The 15,304-nt window shown below is 60.0% G+C and carries 12 protein-coding genes and 1 pseudogene; 3 read left to right on the forward strand and 10 right to left on the reverse strand.

The window, feature by feature from the left end:
• Positions 1-6 precede the first annotated feature (6 nt).
• On the forward strand, positions 7-729 hold the full coding sequence (locus AC1DPR_RS05265; RefSeq protein WP_113470590.1) for a copper homeostasis protein CutC: 723 nt from the start codon (positions 7-9) through the stop codon (positions 727-729).
• Here AC1DPR_RS05265 and AC1DPR_RS05270 read toward each other — a convergent pair.
• The 7 genes from AC1DPR_RS05270 to AC1DPR_RS05300 form a co-directional block, all read right to left on the reverse strand.
• Positions 726-1,745: a zinc-binding alcohol dehydrogenase family protein gene (locus tag AC1DPR_RS05270; RefSeq protein WP_113470591.1), complete on the reverse strand. Its 1,020-nt coding sequence runs from the start codon at positions 1,743-1,745 to the stop codon at positions 726-728. The genes AC1DPR_RS05265 and AC1DPR_RS05270 overlap by 4 nt on opposite strands.
• A gap of 66 nt (positions 1,746-1,811) precedes the next feature.
• The gene (locus AC1DPR_RS05275; RefSeq protein WP_018857666.1) at positions 1,812-2,786 is read right to left on the reverse strand and encodes an ABC transporter permease; all 975 of its coding nucleotides are present in this window, start codon (positions 2,784-2,786) and stop codon (positions 1,812-1,814) included.
• Positions 2,787-2,810: 24 nt separating this feature from the next.
• The gene (locus AC1DPR_RS05280; RefSeq protein ID WP_018857665.1) at positions 2,811-4,361 is read right to left on the reverse strand and encodes a sugar ABC transporter ATP-binding protein; all 1,551 of its coding nucleotides are present in this window, start codon (positions 4,359-4,361) and stop codon (positions 2,811-2,813) included.
• Positions 4,362-4,482: 121 nt separating this feature from the next.
• The gene (locus AC1DPR_RS05285; RefSeq protein ID WP_018857664.1) at positions 4,483-5,469 is read right to left on the reverse strand and encodes an ABC transporter substrate-binding protein; all 987 of its coding nucleotides are present in this window, start codon (positions 5,467-5,469) and stop codon (positions 4,483-4,485) included.
• Between the two features lie 205 nt (positions 5,470-5,674).
• Positions 5,675-6,121, reverse strand: coding sequence for an RbsD/FucU domain-containing protein (locus tag AC1DPR_RS05290; RefSeq protein ID WP_113470593.1), 447 nt, complete (start codon positions 6,119-6,121; stop codon positions 5,675-5,677).
• A 9-nt stretch (positions 6,122-6,130) separates the two neighbouring features.
• Positions 6,131-7,150: an aldo/keto reductase gene (locus AC1DPR_RS05295; RefSeq protein ID WP_113470594.1), complete on the reverse strand. Its 1,020-nt coding sequence runs from the start codon at positions 7,148-7,150 to the stop codon at positions 6,131-6,133.
• A gap of 34 nt (positions 7,151-7,184) precedes the next feature.
• Positions 7,185-8,687, reverse strand: a complete 1,503-nt coding sequence (locus AC1DPR_RS05300; RefSeq protein ID WP_025658786.1) for a UxaA family hydrolase — start codon at positions 8,685-8,687, stop codon at positions 7,185-7,187.
• 240 nt (positions 8,688-8,927) lie between these two features.
• Here AC1DPR_RS05300 and AC1DPR_RS05305 point away from each other — a divergent pair, with 240 nt between their 5' ends.
• On the forward strand, positions 8,928-9,845 hold the full coding sequence (locus AC1DPR_RS05305) for a GntR family transcriptional regulator (RefSeq protein WP_113470595.1): 918 nt from the start codon (positions 8,928-8,930) through the stop codon (positions 9,843-9,845).
• 210 nt (positions 9,846-10,055) lie between these two features.
• Here AC1DPR_RS05305 and AC1DPR_RS05310 read toward each other — a convergent pair.
• Positions 10,056-10,334: pseudogene (locus AC1DPR_RS05310) on the reverse strand (hypothetical protein).
• Between the two features lie 122 nt (positions 10,335-10,456).
• Complete coding sequence (locus tag AC1DPR_RS05315; protein WP_192240357.1) at positions 10,457-11,950, reverse strand: MDR family MFS transporter; 1,494 nt, start codon at positions 11,948-11,950, stop codon at positions 10,457-10,459.
• 778 nt (positions 11,951-12,728) lie between these two features.
• On the opposite strand from AC1DPR_RS05315, the gene AC1DPR_RS05320 reads away from it, so the two are divergent.
• Positions 12,729-13,853: a helix-turn-helix transcriptional regulator gene (locus AC1DPR_RS05320; protein WP_062373418.1), complete on the forward strand. Its 1,125-nt coding sequence runs from the start codon at positions 12,729-12,731 to the stop codon at positions 13,851-13,853.
• 9 nt (positions 13,854-13,862) lie between these two features.
• On the opposite strand, the gene AC1DPR_RS05325 is transcribed toward AC1DPR_RS05320, so the two are convergent.
• Positions 13,863-15,176, reverse strand: coding sequence for a hypothetical protein (locus AC1DPR_RS05325; protein WP_018857655.1), 1,314 nt, complete (start codon positions 15,174-15,176; stop codon positions 13,863-13,865).
• Between the last annotated feature and the right edge of the window lie 128 nt (positions 15,177-15,304).

A 15,304-nucleotide genomic window follows, 5' to 3' on the forward strand; every position in this document is an offset into this window, starting at 1 on the left:
TCGAGCGTGAGCGTTTTGCTGGAAGTGTGCGTGGACAGCCCGCAGGGGCTTGCGGCTGCAATTGCCGGCGGTGCGGGCCGTATCGAACTCTGCTCGGCGCTGGAGCTTGGCGGGCTGACGCCGGTCGCCGGGCTGATGAAAGCTGCCGCCGCTGCGCCCATTCCGGTCTATGCAATGATCCGCCCGCACGCCGGCCCTTTCGTGTTCGATGCGGCTGACGAAGAGGCGATGATGGCCGATATCGATGCCGTGCGCGCCTTCGGCCTTGCCGGCGTCGTCATCGGCGCCAATCGCCAGGACGGCAGGCTGGACATGCCTCTGATCAGCCGGCTAAGGGCGCGTGCCGCGGGACTTGGATCGACCCTCCACCGTGCCTTCGATCTCGTCCCTGATCCCGGTGCAGCACTGGAACAGGCGATCGAACTCGGCTGCGAGCGCATCCTGACGTCAGGCTGTGTGCCGAAGGCGATCGACGGCCTGGAAACGCTGAGCCGTCTCTCCCGCAAGGCGGCTCGCCGTATCTCGATCATGCCCGGCAGTGGCGTGCGTCCAGGCAACGTCGCTGAGATACTGCGGGCCACCGGCACAAGCGAGGTTCACGCCTCCTGCAGCTCACGGGTCGACAGCATCGACCCACGGGCGGTTACCTTCGGCTTCGAAGCAGCGACAACGAACCGGACGGATGCCGACGTCGTTCGCCAGATGCGGGCGGCGATCGACGCGCTTTAAGCGCCGACCTTGATGACCGCTTTGATCAGCCCGCTCTTTTCATGAGCCCAGCGTGCCAGGTCCCGTGGCGCATTCTCCAAAGTCGTACGGTGGGTGATCAACTGCTCGACCGGTACGAGGCCCTTGGCGATCGAATCCGCGACATGTTCGAAGTCCACGCGGGTCGCGTTGCGGCTGCCGATGACCATCATTTCGCGCTTGTGGAACTCCGGATCGGAGAAGAGAATATCGTCCTTCACGACGCTGACCAGCACCAGCGCGCCGCCATGGGCGACGAAGCCGAAGGCTTTCTCCATCGATGGGCCATAGCCGGTGGCATCGAAAACGACGTCAAAACCGTCGCCGCCAGTCATCGCCCTGACAGCATCGGCGGCACCTTCGCCTGCAACGATGCTAGAGGAAAAGCCGAACCGATCAACGGCCATCTGGAGCCGTTCCTGACTGGTGTCGAGCAATGTCACCTCATGCCCTGATATCCGCGAGAAGATTGCGGCCCCGAGCCCGATCGGGCCGGCACCGATGACGAGCGAGCGTGATCCGGTCGGCGCCATCGAACGGCGAACGGCATGGGCGCCGATTGCCAGAAACTCCGTTGTGGCTGCAGCTTCCAGGCTCACGCCCTTCATCGCATAGAGATTGCCGGCAGGCACCGTGATTTCGTCGCAGAAAGCACCGTCGGTATGAACGCCAAGCACCTTGATATTGGTGCAGCAATTCGGCTTGTCTTGGCGGCAAGCGACGCAGGTGCCACAAGAGAGATACGGGTTGACGACCACAGGCGTTCCGACCGCCATGGCAACGCCTTCGCCCGCTTCGACAACCGTCGCCGAGATCTCGTGCCCCATCACGCGGGGATATTCCAGGAACGGGTGCTTGCCCTCGAAAATGTGGTAGTCCGTGCCGCAGATTCCGACATGGCTCACCGCAAGCCGTACCCAGCCGGATTCAGGCGCGCCGGGTGAGGGACGTTCCACGAGTTCGAGGACGCCAGGTTCTTGGCAGAGCACTGCTTTCATAATGATCTCGCATTCCCTAGATGGAAGAAGCCGGCCTTTGGGCCGGCTCCCTATCTCGCTGCCGGCTTACGGCGTGCGGCGGCGGCGCAGCTGGTCGAAGTAGACGATGACGATGATCAGCAGGCCGGTGATGATGCGCTGCCAGAACGAATTGACGTTCAGCAGGTTCGCACCGTTGTTGATGGTCGCCAGAATGAAAGCGCCGATGAGCGGTCCGTGCACGGAGCCGATGGCGCCGAACAGGCTGGTGCCGCCGATAACGGACGAAGCGATCGCCTGCAGTTCCCATCCGTCGGCCTGTGTGGCGTTGCCGATCGCGATACGGGAGGCAAGCAGAACACCGACGAAGGCGGCAAATGTCGCCGATAGAATATAGGCGAGATAGATGATGCCGTTCACCCGGACACCCGACAGACGGGCCGCTTCGCGGTTCGAACCGACGGCGAAGAGATAGCGACCCCACCGGCTCAAGTGCAGGAAGACGTAAGACGGGACGGCGACAAGAATAACCATCCAGAACAGGCTCGGCACGCCAAGGAAGTCGGCGCGGGCAAAGTTCGTGAAGGGCTCGTTGACGATGTTGATCGTCGAACCATTGGTGATCAAAAGTCCGATGCCGCGCAGCGAGGTCAGCGTTGCCAGCGTGATAATGAAGGGCGGCAGTCCCATCTTGACGATGCCGAAGCCGTGGAATACCCCGATGCCGACGCCGATCAGCAGTGTGATCAGGATGGACGCCCAGACCGGCACGCCTGCTTGCAGCAGCCAAGCCAGGATAACGGTGCAGAATCCGACGATCGCGCCGACCGAAAGGTCGATGCCCGCGGTGATGATTACGAACGTCTGGCCGAGCGCCAGAATGGCCGTCATTGCGCCCTGCCGCAGCAGGTTGGAAATGTTCAGCGGCGTCCAGAAGCTCGCTGTGACGAAGCCGAGTACGATCCAGAGGAAGGCCAGGAGACCGATGAGGGTCAGGCCAAATAGGATGTTGACTTTTCGGCGCGGCGGCGGCGCGGCGATATCGGTGGGGGTTACGGTCATTGGTTCTCTCTCCCTCTTATTCTTTTAGACACCGATCGCTTCGCTGAGCACTTCTTCATGTGTTGCCGCGTGGAAGTCGTGGCTTGCAACAAGCTGGCCGCGGCGGAAGACGTGCAGCCTGTCGGCGAGCTCATAAACCTCAGGCAGATAGGAGGAGATCAGGATGATACCCGCGCCTTGCTTGAGAAGCTTTGCAAACAGCCGGTAGATTTCCGCCTTCGTACCGACGTCGACGCCCACCGTCGGCTCATCGAAGATGAAGAGGCGAGCGCCGTAGCTCAGCCACTTGCCGATGACGACTTTCTGCTGGTTCCCGCCCGACATGGCCGAAACCAGGACACGCCGGCTCGGCGTCTTGATCGCCAGGTCACGGATCTGTTGGTCGGCATTCTGCGATTCCTCGCTGTGGCTGATGACAGGACCCTTGCTCAGCCGTTTGAAGACCGGAAGATTGATATTCAACCCGATCGGCAGGTTGAGGCAAAGTCCCTGGTCGCGGCGGCTTTCCGGCGCCAGCGCGATCCCGAGTTCCATTGCAGTGCGCTCGTTGGTGATGTCGACCTTCTTGCCCATCCAGTGGATCTCGCCGGCCGTGGTCTTTTCCCGCCCGAACAGGCCGAGCGCGAATTCGCTGCGCCCTGCGCCGATCAGGCCATAGAGGCCCACGATCTGGCCGGCCTTGACCGAGAGCGAGACGCTCTCGAAGCCCGGTCCGGAAAGCCCGCGCACGTCAAGGATAGTGTCTCCAATCGGGATCTCTTCCTTGTGATAGATCTGCTCGATCGAGCGGTTGATCATCAGCGCGATCAGCTCGGCTTCATTCGTCTCGCCGATGGTGCGTGTGCCGACATGCGTGCCGTCGCGCAGCACCGAAACGCGGTCCGCGAGTTCGAACACTTCTTCCATGCGATGACTGATGTAGACGATCGTGACGCCTTCGCTTTGAAGGCGGCGGATCAGCTTGAAAAGCTGCGCCGATTCCTGGCGGGTCAGGTAGGCTGTTGGCTCGTCGAAGATCAGGAATTGCGTGCCGCGCATGGCCGCGCGCGCAGTCGCAACGAGTTGTTGTTGGCCGATCGTCAAATCGGCGAGAGGCACGCCGGCAGGCAGTCCGAAGCCGAGATCGTCGAGGACGGCCTGCGCCATCTTCTCCATCTCTTTCTTGCGCATCAGCCCGTATTGATTGACCTCGTCGCCGAGAAAGAGGTTGGCCGCTACCGTCAAGTGCGGGCAGAGAACGACTTCCTGGTGGACGGCGTTGATGCCGCGCGCGATCGCTTCGTTGGGCGTTGCCAGGGCGACGGGGTGGCCGCACCAGAGAATCTCGCCCGCCGTTCTGGCAATCACACCGGTCAGAAGCTTGATCAGGGTCGACTTGCCAGCCCCATTCTCGCCGACGATCGCATGTATCTCGCCGGCCAGGAACGTCATCGTCGCCGGCTTCAGCGCCTGGACGTAGCCGTAATTCTTTTGAAGTCCTTTAAGTTCGAGGATCGGGGCGCCCGCAGGAATGCGGCTTGCCTCCGTCAGCGTGGCGCTGTCATCGTGGCGATGACTGACCTCTTCCAGGCTCATGGGCGTCTCCTCCTCGCGAATTGCCGTCTCTCCACCAGCAGTCCGCGCTCCTCATGCGGACGATAACACAGGTGAAGGAAAGGCCGCGCGGGATTTCTCTCGCGCGGCCACGTCGTGTGATTTACTTGATCTTGGGGTTCAGCAGAGCGTCGATCTTCGGGTCGCTCATGTTGGCCTTGGTGACCAGGTTTGCGCCGGTGTCGACGTTGGCCTCGACCTTCTCGCCCTTGGATACGGCGAGCGCCGTCTTCACGCCGTCATAGCCCATGCGGTAGGGATCCTGCACGACGAGACCTGCGAGCGAGCCGTCCTTGAGGAAGCCGACCGTCTTGTCGTCGCTATCGAAAGCGATGACCTTGATCTTTTCGCCGAGCTTGTTCTCCGCGATTGCCTGGCCGACGCCCTGTCCCAAGATGAGGTTCGAGGCGAAGGCGCCAACAAGGTTCGGGTTAGCCGTGATCAGATCGGTCATCATGTTGAGACCGGTCGTGGCCTGGCCGTCGCCGTACTTGTCAGCAATGACCTTAAGGCCGGGATGCTTCGTCTTGATCTGATCCAGGAAACCTTCACGGCGCTGCTCGAGCGAGCCGACGCCCGGCAGGTTGGTGAGGATGACGACTTCGCCCTCCTCCTTGCCGGTCATTTCCTTAATGGCGGCAGCAAGGCCGTCAGCCGCGATCCGGCCGCCCTGGACGTTGTCAGTCGTCAGGAACGACTTGAAAGCCTTGGAATCGGCGGCCGAGTCGATGCCGACGATCGGAACGGACTTTGCAGCTTCGTCGATCGGTTTGCCAAGCGCCTTGAACTCGGTCGGCGAGATCACGATTGCAGCCGGCTTACCGGCAACGGCGTTTTCAAGAATGCTGATCTGGCCGTTGATGTCGGATTCGGCCTGTGCGCCGAGTTCCGGAACGTTGACACCTAGATCCTTACCGGCAGCGCGGGCGCCGGCCAGAACGATCTGCCAGTAGAAAGAGGTCGTGTCCTTGACGATGATCGGAATCGTCACGTCAGCTGCAAACGACGTTACCGGCATTGCGGTGGCGATAGCGGCAGCACCCGCGAGAGCCGTGAAGGCTCGGCGCGACAAAATGGATTTCATGCGCATGTAGTTCTCCTCCTAGGTGCGTTCTCCTCCAAGAAACCGTACCGCTGAACGCAGGCGGGCGATTTTTATCGATAAAAAACAGTTACCACGAGAAGCTAGCCGAGCGAAAGTCAAATTGCAAGTACTGCAAGAGGCTCGCTCATTGTTTCTTTATCTATCGCAAGTAATTGTTTTTCCAATCGTTCAGTCGCAGTCTAAAGTGGTGTCAGCCGCGATAGACTTCGTCCGGGCGAACAACACCTTTCTTCAAAATCAGGTTACCGTACAGCCGGAATTCTGTCGTCGCGACAATATAGGCGGCCGTGCGGGCACGCTCATAAAAGGCGAAGCGTTCGAGGGATGCGATCTTGAAGTCGCCGGCGCGCCTCGAAACGATTTCCTGAAATTCGGCGCAAACGTCGGGCACTGCGGTCGGGTCGCCGACAACTTGCATGCGCCACGCCGTTTCCGGCACGAACGTATCGAGCGGAAAATGCGTCAGGATCGCCTCGGCCATGTCGGTGGCGCTGACGCCATCGGCACGAATGACTTCCGGACCCATCGTGCTCGAGGGAAAGTTGGCGTCGGCGATGACGATATCGTCGCCGTGCCCCATGCGGGAGATCGCACGCAGCAGGTCGGGATTGAGGATGGGGTGGATACCTCTAAGCATGGTCCGTCCTTATACACGCACGGCGTCTTCGCCGAGCGGCGGTGCGACGAGCGTCAGAGAGTCGAATTCCGGGAAGATCGAGTCCGGCAAGGCTGGCTCGAAAAGCTCCATGTTGCGTGTCAGGCTCGAAGCCTTGGCCGTGCCGATCAGTACCGAGGAGACGAGCGGATCGCGGAGCGGGAACTGGAGCGCCGGGGCAGCCAGCGACACGCCATGTTTGGTAGCGATCTTCTCCATGCCCCCGACCTTGGCGAGGACATCATCTGTCGCCGGCATGTAGTCGAAATGCGAGCCGGGCACGGGGCCCGTCGCAAGGATGCCGGAATTGAAGACGCCGCCAACAACGAGCGAGGTGCCTTTCTTCCTGCAAAGCGGCAGCAGTTCGGCAACCGCTGACCGGTCGAGCAGCGTATAGCGCCCGGCCATCAGGATGCAGTCGATGTCGGCATTGCGCATCACGTCGAGGCAGACCGGAATCTCGTTGACACCGAGGCCGAAGGCCTTGATCGCGCCGGAAGACTTCAGTTCCTCAAGCGCCTTGATGCCGGTGTCCAGGAACTGCTTCTGCAGGACAGCGTTCTTCGCCGCGCCGTGGGTGTATCCGCCAAGGTCGTGAACGTAGAGGATGTCGATCCGGTTCAGTCCGAGACGGGCATAGCTGAATTCCACCGAGCGCATGATGCCATCGTAGGAATAGTCGTAGTCGGCATCAAAGGAGAGCGGGTTGACATAGCTATAGTCGGGAACGGTTCCCGTCGGCACCGGGCGCAGCAGCCGACCAACTTTGGTCGAGAGCACCCACTCCTTTTCCGGCTTGTCGCGCAGGAAGTCGCCGAAACGACGCTCGGCGAGACCGAGGCCATACCACGGCGCGACATCGAAATAGCGAATGCCGCTGTCCCATGCAGCCTCAAGCGTCTCCATAGCCTGTTCGCGCGGGCAGGCGCGATACAGGCCACCGAGCGCGGCGCCGCCGAAGCTTACTTCGGTCACCTCCAGCGCCGTGCTGCCGATCCTCCTCGTCTTCATTATTCCTCCCCTGAAGACTTGATATGCGTCTGATCTAGAGTGTCGCACCCAAATGCCACGGCACAAACTCATTGTCGCCGTAGCCGAATTCCTCGCTCTTCGTCTTCTTGCCGGATGCCGTGTCGATGATCAGGTCGAAGATCTCGCGGCCCTTGGCGCTGATCGTCGCATCGCCTGTCGCGATCGTGCCGCAGTCGATGTCCATGTCCTCTTCCATCGAGGCATAGAGAGCCGAATTGCTGGAAAGCTTGATCGAGGGCGCCGGGCGGCAGCCGAAGCAGCTGCCGCGGCCGGTGGTGAAGGCGATCATGTTCGCGCCGCCGGCTACCTGACCAGTTGCGGAGACGGGGTCGTAACCGGGGGTGTCCATGAAGACGAGGCCTGGCGCGCTGACGCGCTCGGCATAACCATAGACGGCTGTCAGAGGCGAGCGTCCGCCCTTGGCGACGGCTCCGAGTGATTTTTCAAGGATCGTCGTCAGGCCCCCACGCTTGTTGCCGGGCGACGGATTATTGTCGAGCGATGCCCCGTGCATCGCCACGTACTTCTCCCACCAGGCGATCTTGTCGTCGAGCTTGCGGGCAACCTCGTCGCTGACGGCGCGGCTGCGCAGAAGGTGCTCGGCACCGTAGATCTCGGAGGTTTCGGAGAGGATCGCCGTGCCGCCGGCAGCTGCCAGCAGGTCGGCTGCAACGCCGAGCGCGGGGTTGGCGGTGATGCCGGAAAAGCCGTCGGAGCCGCCGCACTGCAGGCCGATGATGATATCGCTGATCGGCAGCGCCACGCGCTTTTCCTTGCCGACATCCTGCGCAATTTCGCGCAGCATTCCCATGGCGCGCTCGACGGCGCGTCGCGAGCCACCGGCATCCTGAATGTTGAAGTGACGCTTGGAATTGCCTGCGCCGCTTTGGCCGTAGAGTGTCAGCTGGTTGACTTCGCAACCGAGGCCGATCATCAGCACGCCGCCGAAGTTCACATGCCTGGTATAGCCGGCAAGGGTCCGGTGCAACACGGCCATGCCGTCACCTGTGGAACTCATGCCGCAACCCTGGTCATGGACGATCGGCACGAAACCGTCGATACCGTCGAAATGCGGCAGGATCGTCTTGTTGGCCTCGTCGGCGATCGCCCGACAAACCGTGGTGGAACAGTTCACGCTGGCAATGATACCGATGTAGTTGCGCGTCGCCGAGCGGCCGTCGGCACGACGATAGCCCATGAACGTGCGCGCACGATCCGCTGCAGTTGCTTCCTCAGGCGCCGAGTTGGCGGTCGCGGCAAGACGGTCGTTCTCGAAGTGCAGATTGTGACTGTGAATATGGTCGCCGGCCTTCACGTCCGCCGTCGTCCGCCCGATCGCCTGCCCGTATTTGATGATGGGCTGGCCAAGCGGAATATCGGCGAGTGCGATCTTGTGACCGGGGTCGATCTTCTCGCGGGTCTGGATGCCGGCGACCGTCGCGCCGGATGGGATCGCCGCCGTCGCAACCGCAACGTTGTCGCCGGCAGACAGGATGATCCAGGGGTCCTTGGTCAACATTCTTCTCCCTAGGGGAAACACTCGCTTCGTCGGCGAATGCTCATTGATTTTGTTTTTTATCTACAATAAACATTTTCAAGTCAACGGGATTATTCATCCTGTGGACGAGGGAGGCAAACAGCCGCATGCAATCCAAAATAAGATAAGGATTGCTGACAGATAAGCTTCTGCCACGCTTCGCGCCGCAACTTCGTGGCCGTCCGATCCGTGTTGCCGAGGCAAAAGGGCGGGGTGTGCATGGCAAGGCAGAATACAGTCTTCAAGGAAGCGTACAACCGCTATGCCGCCGCTTTGCGGACGGATGCGGCATTGCCCTCGGAGCCCGAAATAGCGGCGCAGCTCGGCATCAGTCGCAGCACTGCGCGCGCGATTCTGACACGGCTCAGCGATGCCGGCATTATTCGTTGGAACAAGCGTCAGAAGATCGTCCTCAGGCAGCCGACCGAAGCCGATTTCTTTCCATCAGAAGAGACCAACTCACTTCACGACATCATCGAGCGAAGCTTCATGCAGCGCATCTTGTCGGATGATGCCGCACCGGGCATGCAGATCAACGAATTGGAGCTCGCGCGCGAGATCGGTACCGGCACCACGAGTGTCCGCGAATTCTTGATCCGCTTCTCGCGGTTTGGCTTGATCGAGAAACGGCCGAACAGCCACTGGATTCTCAAGGGCTTCACACGCGATTTTGCGCTTGAGCTCGCAGACGTGCGCGAGATGTTCGAGCTGCATTCGGCGGCGGAATTCGGCAAACTTCCGCCAGAGAGCGACGCGTGGTGCGCGCTGTCTGACATCAAGGCGGATCATCAGGCGATGCTGCGTGATCTCGACACGCGCTACAAGGATTTCTCCACTCTCGACGAGCGCTTCCATCTGCTCATCCACGCGGCTTCGCGGAACCGCTTCATTGCCGATTTCTACGATGCTATCGCGATCATCTTTCACTATCACTACCAGTGGAACAAGGCTTTCGCTCGCGAGCGCAACGAACGTGCCATTCATGAGCATCTGGATTATATCGCCGCGCTGGAGTCTCGTGATCAGGCAGCGATCGATTCCGCCTGCCGTCTGCACTTGCGCTCGGCGCGCCAGACCCTGCTGCAATCAATTCCACTGACGCCCTCCGACGAGGTTCTGGCGGAAGGCCAATCTTGAGAGAAAACCCGGCCGGAACCGGGCTAATTCCTATTTCACGCCTGCTTTCTATCAGGCGCGACTTTTGCTCCCTCTACCGGCGAAGGGGAGCGCACGTTCCGCAGGCAGTCATTTGCGTCGTCAGCGACAAAATCCTCCTCTTCACCTCGATAGAGGCAATTCCTTCGCGTGTTATTTTGGGGCTTAGAAAGGCCTGCTCACCATTCAACGTTATCGGCAGCGGCGTACTGTCTTGGTGACCTCATCGCCATCGTCGGTCATCGTTCTGACGGTCTTGGTGTAGCAGCCATCGCGATAATAGCGGTCACGATCGCGAACCGCGCCAACTCGGATGCCGTGCTCGTTGATGGTAATTCCGGGACGCACACGATCTTACTCGTCGTCGTAGCTCCGTTCGCGCATTATGGACACGCTGTCAGCCATTGCGGGAGCGACGAACGAACAGAGCGCCATAGCTGCAGCAGTGCAATTCATAAGGGTCCTTCGCATCTCAATTCTCCTTCCCTGCTGAAAGACAAACGAAGGAGAACAGACCTGGTTCCTTAAGAAATGACGCGCAGGTTGGCCTGACGATCCTCTTTCGAGCATCACATGTGGTCCAGGTTGAAGGTTTAGTGCGACGCTTCGGTGGCGGCTGACGTCACCGATGCCCGGCCTTGCTCGCGTCCCACAGGAATGAGCCAGGCCGACAGGAACGTGAGAACGGCAACCACCGCCACGCCCCAGAACGTCCAGTGAAGCGAGGCATCGAAGACGGTGCGGATTGCGGGATCGGCGGCCAATTCGGAAAGCCCGGTTGGCTGGTTCAGAACATCATGCAGCGAGCTTGCTGCGTCCCCGGCGGCATAGTGGCTGATGCCGGCGTTGAGAATGGCACCGAGCACGGTTGCTCCGAGGGTATTGCCGAGGCTGCGGGCGAAGATGATCGACGCTGTGGCGCTGCCGCGCATCGACCATTCGACACTGTCCTGTACAAGCGCGATACTGGTGAGGCTGATCAGCCCCATGCCGAAGCCCATGAAGAACGAGCCTGCTCCCGCGAGCGCGGGGTGGCTGTCCGGTGTCAGGAAGAGCAGGAAGGAAGCACCGAAGGGAAACATCAGGCTTCCAACCCGTAGCGTGCGTCGGATGCCGAACGCCCTGAACAAGCGGCTGGAGAGCATCACAGCCAGTGGCCACCCGACGACCAGCATCGTCAACGTGAAGCCCGCGACGATCGACGACCGTCCGAGGACGCCCTGGACGTACATGGGCAATACGGTCGAAAGCCCGATCAGCGCCATGCCGGCAAGCAGTGTTGCGGCGTTGCTGGTCGCGACCAGCCGGCGGCTCCAGAGAGCAATGGAAATGATCGGCTCGGCCGCCCGCTTCTCCTGCAGCAGGAAAAGGACGGCGGCGACGGCGAACACCAGGGCGAGCAACGCCAATACCCACGCCTTGGCATCCGCGGCTTCAGTCAGGATGACGAGCAGCGCAATGACGGCGATCGAAAACAGGATGGCGCCGAGATAATCGATCTTCGCCTGCTTGTGCGCGACCGATTCCTTGAGGAAGAGGGAGAAAGCGGCGATCGACACGATTCCGATCGGCAGGTTGATCCAGAAAATCCAGGCCCAGGAGATGGTATCGACGATCACACCCCCGGCGAGCGGCCCGACAACCGCCGATGTGGCCCACACTGTCGCCATGACACCCTGCACGCGGCCTCGCTCCTCGAGCGTGAAGAGGTCGCCGATGATTGTCATTGTTACCGGCTGGATAGCCCCGGCGCCAAGCCCTTGCAGCAGGCGGAAAACGATCAGCGAAGCCATCGACCATGCCAGCCCGCAGAGTAGGGAACCGAAGAGAAAGATCAGGATGCCCGAAATCAGCACCGGTTTGCGCCCGAAGATGTCCGAAAGCTTGCCGTAAATGACGGTTGTCGTCGACTGGGCCAGAAGAAAAGCCGAGAAGACCCAGCTGTAATAGGTAAAGCCACCCAACTGCCCAACGATCTTCGGCATGGCGGTCGCGACGATCGTGGCCTCGATCGCGACCATGAAAGTCGCGAGCATGATAATGGCGACGACGAGCGCGCGGTTCGAGCGCAGAGCTGTATGGGACATGAGATCTTCTCCGGGTGCTCCGCGAAGTGCCAAAAAATGACCGGCAAGTCGGCTAGGCGGGCTGGCGCGGAGTGTAGCACCGGTTCTAGGCCGCCGACCGGAAGGCGTCAATTATTATCCGTTTGGTTACGAGTGCGGCTTCCGCGCGGGAGTCGCATCTGGATGGCGCACGCTTAGGGCGAGTTGGGCGTCAAGAAAGCAAGACGACACATGCGGTATGCGCGGCGCCTCTGCCACCTCAATTGGCTTGAAGTTCAATTACCGGATGTTAATAGTCTCTCTATCGGTTGCAATAATATATACCCCTATTGTTGTAATAAACTCGCGTAATTTTACATTTTACAACAAGAAAGCGCATGCTATTCTTAGAATCTCTAGTTTAGGGACACGTGGCGAGACTATTCTCGGCACGGCGTGCATTTTCAGCGCTGTTTGGTGCTTGAAAGGCCAAATGAGCGCTTTTGGCTTGTGATCGGCATCGGCCGAGCAAGTTGAGGACAAAAAGACTCAATCTTGAGGAGGCATCCGATGTTTCATAAAGAGCCTTGGCTTTTCATCGGCTTCTCTTGAGGCCGCTGAGGGCGTGAAGCCGACAGGCAAGTGGCTGGGAACCACCTTCGACCGCATGGTCGGACCGGGATCAAGGTAGCCTGAAAACACTCATGAGGCGAATGCGCGGCAATGGTGCCGCAGTAGGCGATATCGAGCGGCAGCGTTCTGAAACGACGCGGCCGGGCCTAAAAATCTTGGAAATTCGCCAAGCGTTGGAGTGGGTCCGATGATCAATAGCTTTGGTGAAGACACTTACTTGCCTTTGGTACAACTAATCTACGAAACCGTTGTAAGCCCTCCCGAATGGGAGAAGGTCATAGCGGAGCTGATCAATGCCACCAAGGCTGCCGCCGGGGCAGTCGTGGGCTTCAAGGGGGCGGAGGATCGGCGCGCGAGCGTGTTTGCAAAGGGCGTCCCGAAAGCCGCGCTCTGCAATCCGCAGATGATCGCTGCACTGCACGCGGCGACGCTCACCTTGGGACAGGGGGCGTTCCTGACGATCGACCTGAAGGCCAAGCTCAATCCGCAATGGGACAAGCCCGTGCACGAGTGCTTTGGTGTCGAGGGCAGCCTTCTGATACTCGTTCTCGTCAAGGAAGGCGGACGCAGGATTGCATTGATGCTTCATTTCGATCGCCCGGGTCGGAGTGAAACAGATAGAGCGGCCGAAGCGCTGATGAAATTGCTGCCGCACTTTCAGACGGCCTTTGCAATCCAGAAGACCACGCTCTTGGAGCGTGAGAAATCCGCACATATGGAGAGCGCCTTCTTCAGTTCGTCTGCACCCTCTGCGATTATTACGGAAGACTATCAGGTTCGCCTGGCGAATGGGAGCTTCGAGAAATTTGTCGAAGCGTCGCATCTGCTAGTCGAATATAGCGACTCCGTGATCGATTTCGTCGACACGGCACTTCAGGACGAGGTTGCACGGCTGATCGGTATGGCGTCGTCGCATGGACGTGTTCGACACGTTGCCTGGGTTGAGGACAAGGTGAAGAACGTTAAATGGCTCATCAGCGTCGATGCGCTGTCGGGGCGTGTCGGCCTCGGCTCGCAGTTCAAGAACGTCTTTGCGACCAACGAGCGCGTTTACATGCTCACGATACGCGAGCTCGGCGGAAACAGCCTGCTGGCGCCTGACACCATCAAGTCAATCTTCGGCCTGACACCGACGGAGGCCGATCTTGCCTATTGCCTCTTGCGGGGAGAAACGGCATCCGAAATAGCGCGGCAACGCGGTGTCTCGAAAAATACAGTCCATAATCAGCTTGCCTCCGCGATGGCACGCGTGGGCGTGAACCGGCAGACGCAGTTTCTGCACTGCCTTTCCATGCTCTCCGCGATGTGCTGATCGTGCTGCTTAGAACCGCCAGGTAACGCTGACGGAGACGTTGTAATCGATGGCATGACTCATGCCTATCGTGGGCGATACGCCGCCCGCATCTGCGACATAGTTGATCGTCGGTACCTTGTTAATGTAGTTCACGCCGGCGTCCAGGCCGACCTGCAGATTCTCCGTGGGCGCGTAGCGCAGCCCGGCGCCAACGCCGGCAAGCAAGCTGGCGTCGTCGCGCGTCTGGGAGACAAAGTCGAAGGCGCCCGTCGATACGCTCGGCAGAACTGCGGAATAATGGCTTCGATAGTGGGAATGCAGGTAGGCCCCGCCAAATCTCGCATCGAACGAGACGCTGAGATCCGGCTGCAATGCCTTGGCGACCGAGAGCTCAGCCAACGCCCCGACATAGCGTGCATCGAGTTCGTCGTCCTGCGCGACGCTGACCTGCGGAACCACGACACCCGGGTAGTTCGCGGTAATTTGGAGCGTCCGACGAAAATCCACGTCGCGATCGATGGACCTATACATCGGGCCAAACTTGGGCGTAATCGTCCAGCCGCCTTGAAGGTCGATCGGAGCGCCAAGCAGTAGTGTCTGATCGATGACCGTGGCGTCCTCGCTGCGCTCATCGACGATTGAGCTGTTACTGAGGTCGCCGGTAGCTCGAAGGGTCATCCCAGTGTTGTCGGCATAGGCAGCATAGGCCGCGGCGCTTTGTGTATCGCCGTTCGTGAGGAGCGCGGCAAAGGTGCCGCCGGTTATCGCGCTATTCGAGGCAAACTGAGTCACACGTCCGCCCACCGGTGAGGAGCTTGAAATAAGTGTGCCGACTGTCCCGCCTGCGCTGTCGTTGACTGTAACATCAACCGTTGCAACCGCTGGTAGGGTGCCGGCAGGTGACGCGAATAGCGTGCTGATGTTGCCGTTTGCGGAATTACCATAGACCAGGTTCAGGGAATTTTGCCCGGAAAGGCTCGTACGGTCCGTGGAATTGGAAGAAAGGTCCGAGATGCTGCCGTTCCACTCCAGGACTAGCGGCTGCGATCCTATCTGGCCGAGCGGCAAATCCAGGTCGATGCCAAGGCTAAGGCCGTCGTCAACGACCCTGCTGTCCCCGCTTCCGAAGAAATCGGGTCGACGCGAGCCCCAGCTTGGCAAGCTCAGCCAGTTGATGCCGGCCCCGATCTGCAAGGTTAGTGCAGTTTCCTCGTTCTGCGCTACGGGCGCAGGCTTGGTGTCATCCGCAGCCGCAATGGATGTCGTAGTTGCAAGGTTTGCCAAGGCCACAGCGAGGACAGCAGGCAGCTTGTGCGTCCGAACAGCCAGGCAGATCCCCATTCCCTCGTCACCCCAAGATAGCCGCTAACACACGCCGACGCGAAGCACCGAGGTCTATTACTATTATAATTTAGTGTACAATCAATTAGCGGCCGTTTTGCGTGCGGGGAAGATCGCACCGACGGTGC

It is taken from the genome of Rhizobium sp. 01T417 (assembly GCF_056398905.1).

What these genes read in the sequence shown, in the direction of transcription:
- AC1DPR_RS05295 (WP_113470594.1), bottom strand. Translation starts at nt 7,150, where the DNA reads ATGAAGACGAGGAGGATCGGCAGCACGGCGCTGGAGGTGACCGAAGTA.
- AC1DPR_RS05280 (WP_018857665.1), bottom strand. Translation starts at nt 4,361, where the DNA reads ATGAGCCTGGAAGAGGTCAGTCATCGCCACGATGACAGCGCCACGCTG.
- AC1DPR_RS05315 (WP_192240357.1), bottom strand. Translation starts at nt 11,950, where the DNA reads ATGTCCCATACAGCTCTGCGCTCGAACCGCGCGCTCGTCGTCGCCATT.
- AC1DPR_RS05285 (WP_018857664.1), bottom strand. Translation starts at nt 5,469, where the DNA reads ATGCGCATGAAATCCATTTTGTCGCGCCGAGCCTTCACGGCTCTCGCG.
- AC1DPR_RS05325 (WP_018857655.1), bottom strand. Translation starts at nt 15,176, where the DNA reads ATGGGGATCTGCCTGGCTGTTCGGACGCACAAGCTGCCTGCTGTCCTC.
- AC1DPR_RS05275 (WP_018857666.1), bottom strand. Translation starts at nt 2,786, where the DNA reads ATGACCGTAACCCCCACCGATATCGCCGCGCCGCCGCCGCGCCGAAAA.
- AC1DPR_RS05290 (WP_113470593.1), bottom strand. Translation starts at nt 6,121, where the DNA reads ATGCTTAGAGGTATCCACCCCATCCTCAATCCCGACCTGCTGCGTGCG.
- AC1DPR_RS05320 (WP_062373418.1), top strand. Translation starts at nt 12,729, where the DNA reads ATGATCAATAGCTTTGGTGAAGACACTTACTTGCCTTTGGTACAACTA.
- AC1DPR_RS05305 (WP_113470595.1), top strand. Translation starts at nt 8,928, where the DNA reads ATGGCAAGGCAGAATACAGTCTTCAAGGAAGCGTACAACCGCTATGCC.
- AC1DPR_RS05270 (WP_113470591.1), bottom strand. Translation starts at nt 1,745, where the DNA reads ATGAAAGCAGTGCTCTGCCAAGAACCTGGCGTCCTCGAACTCGTGGAA.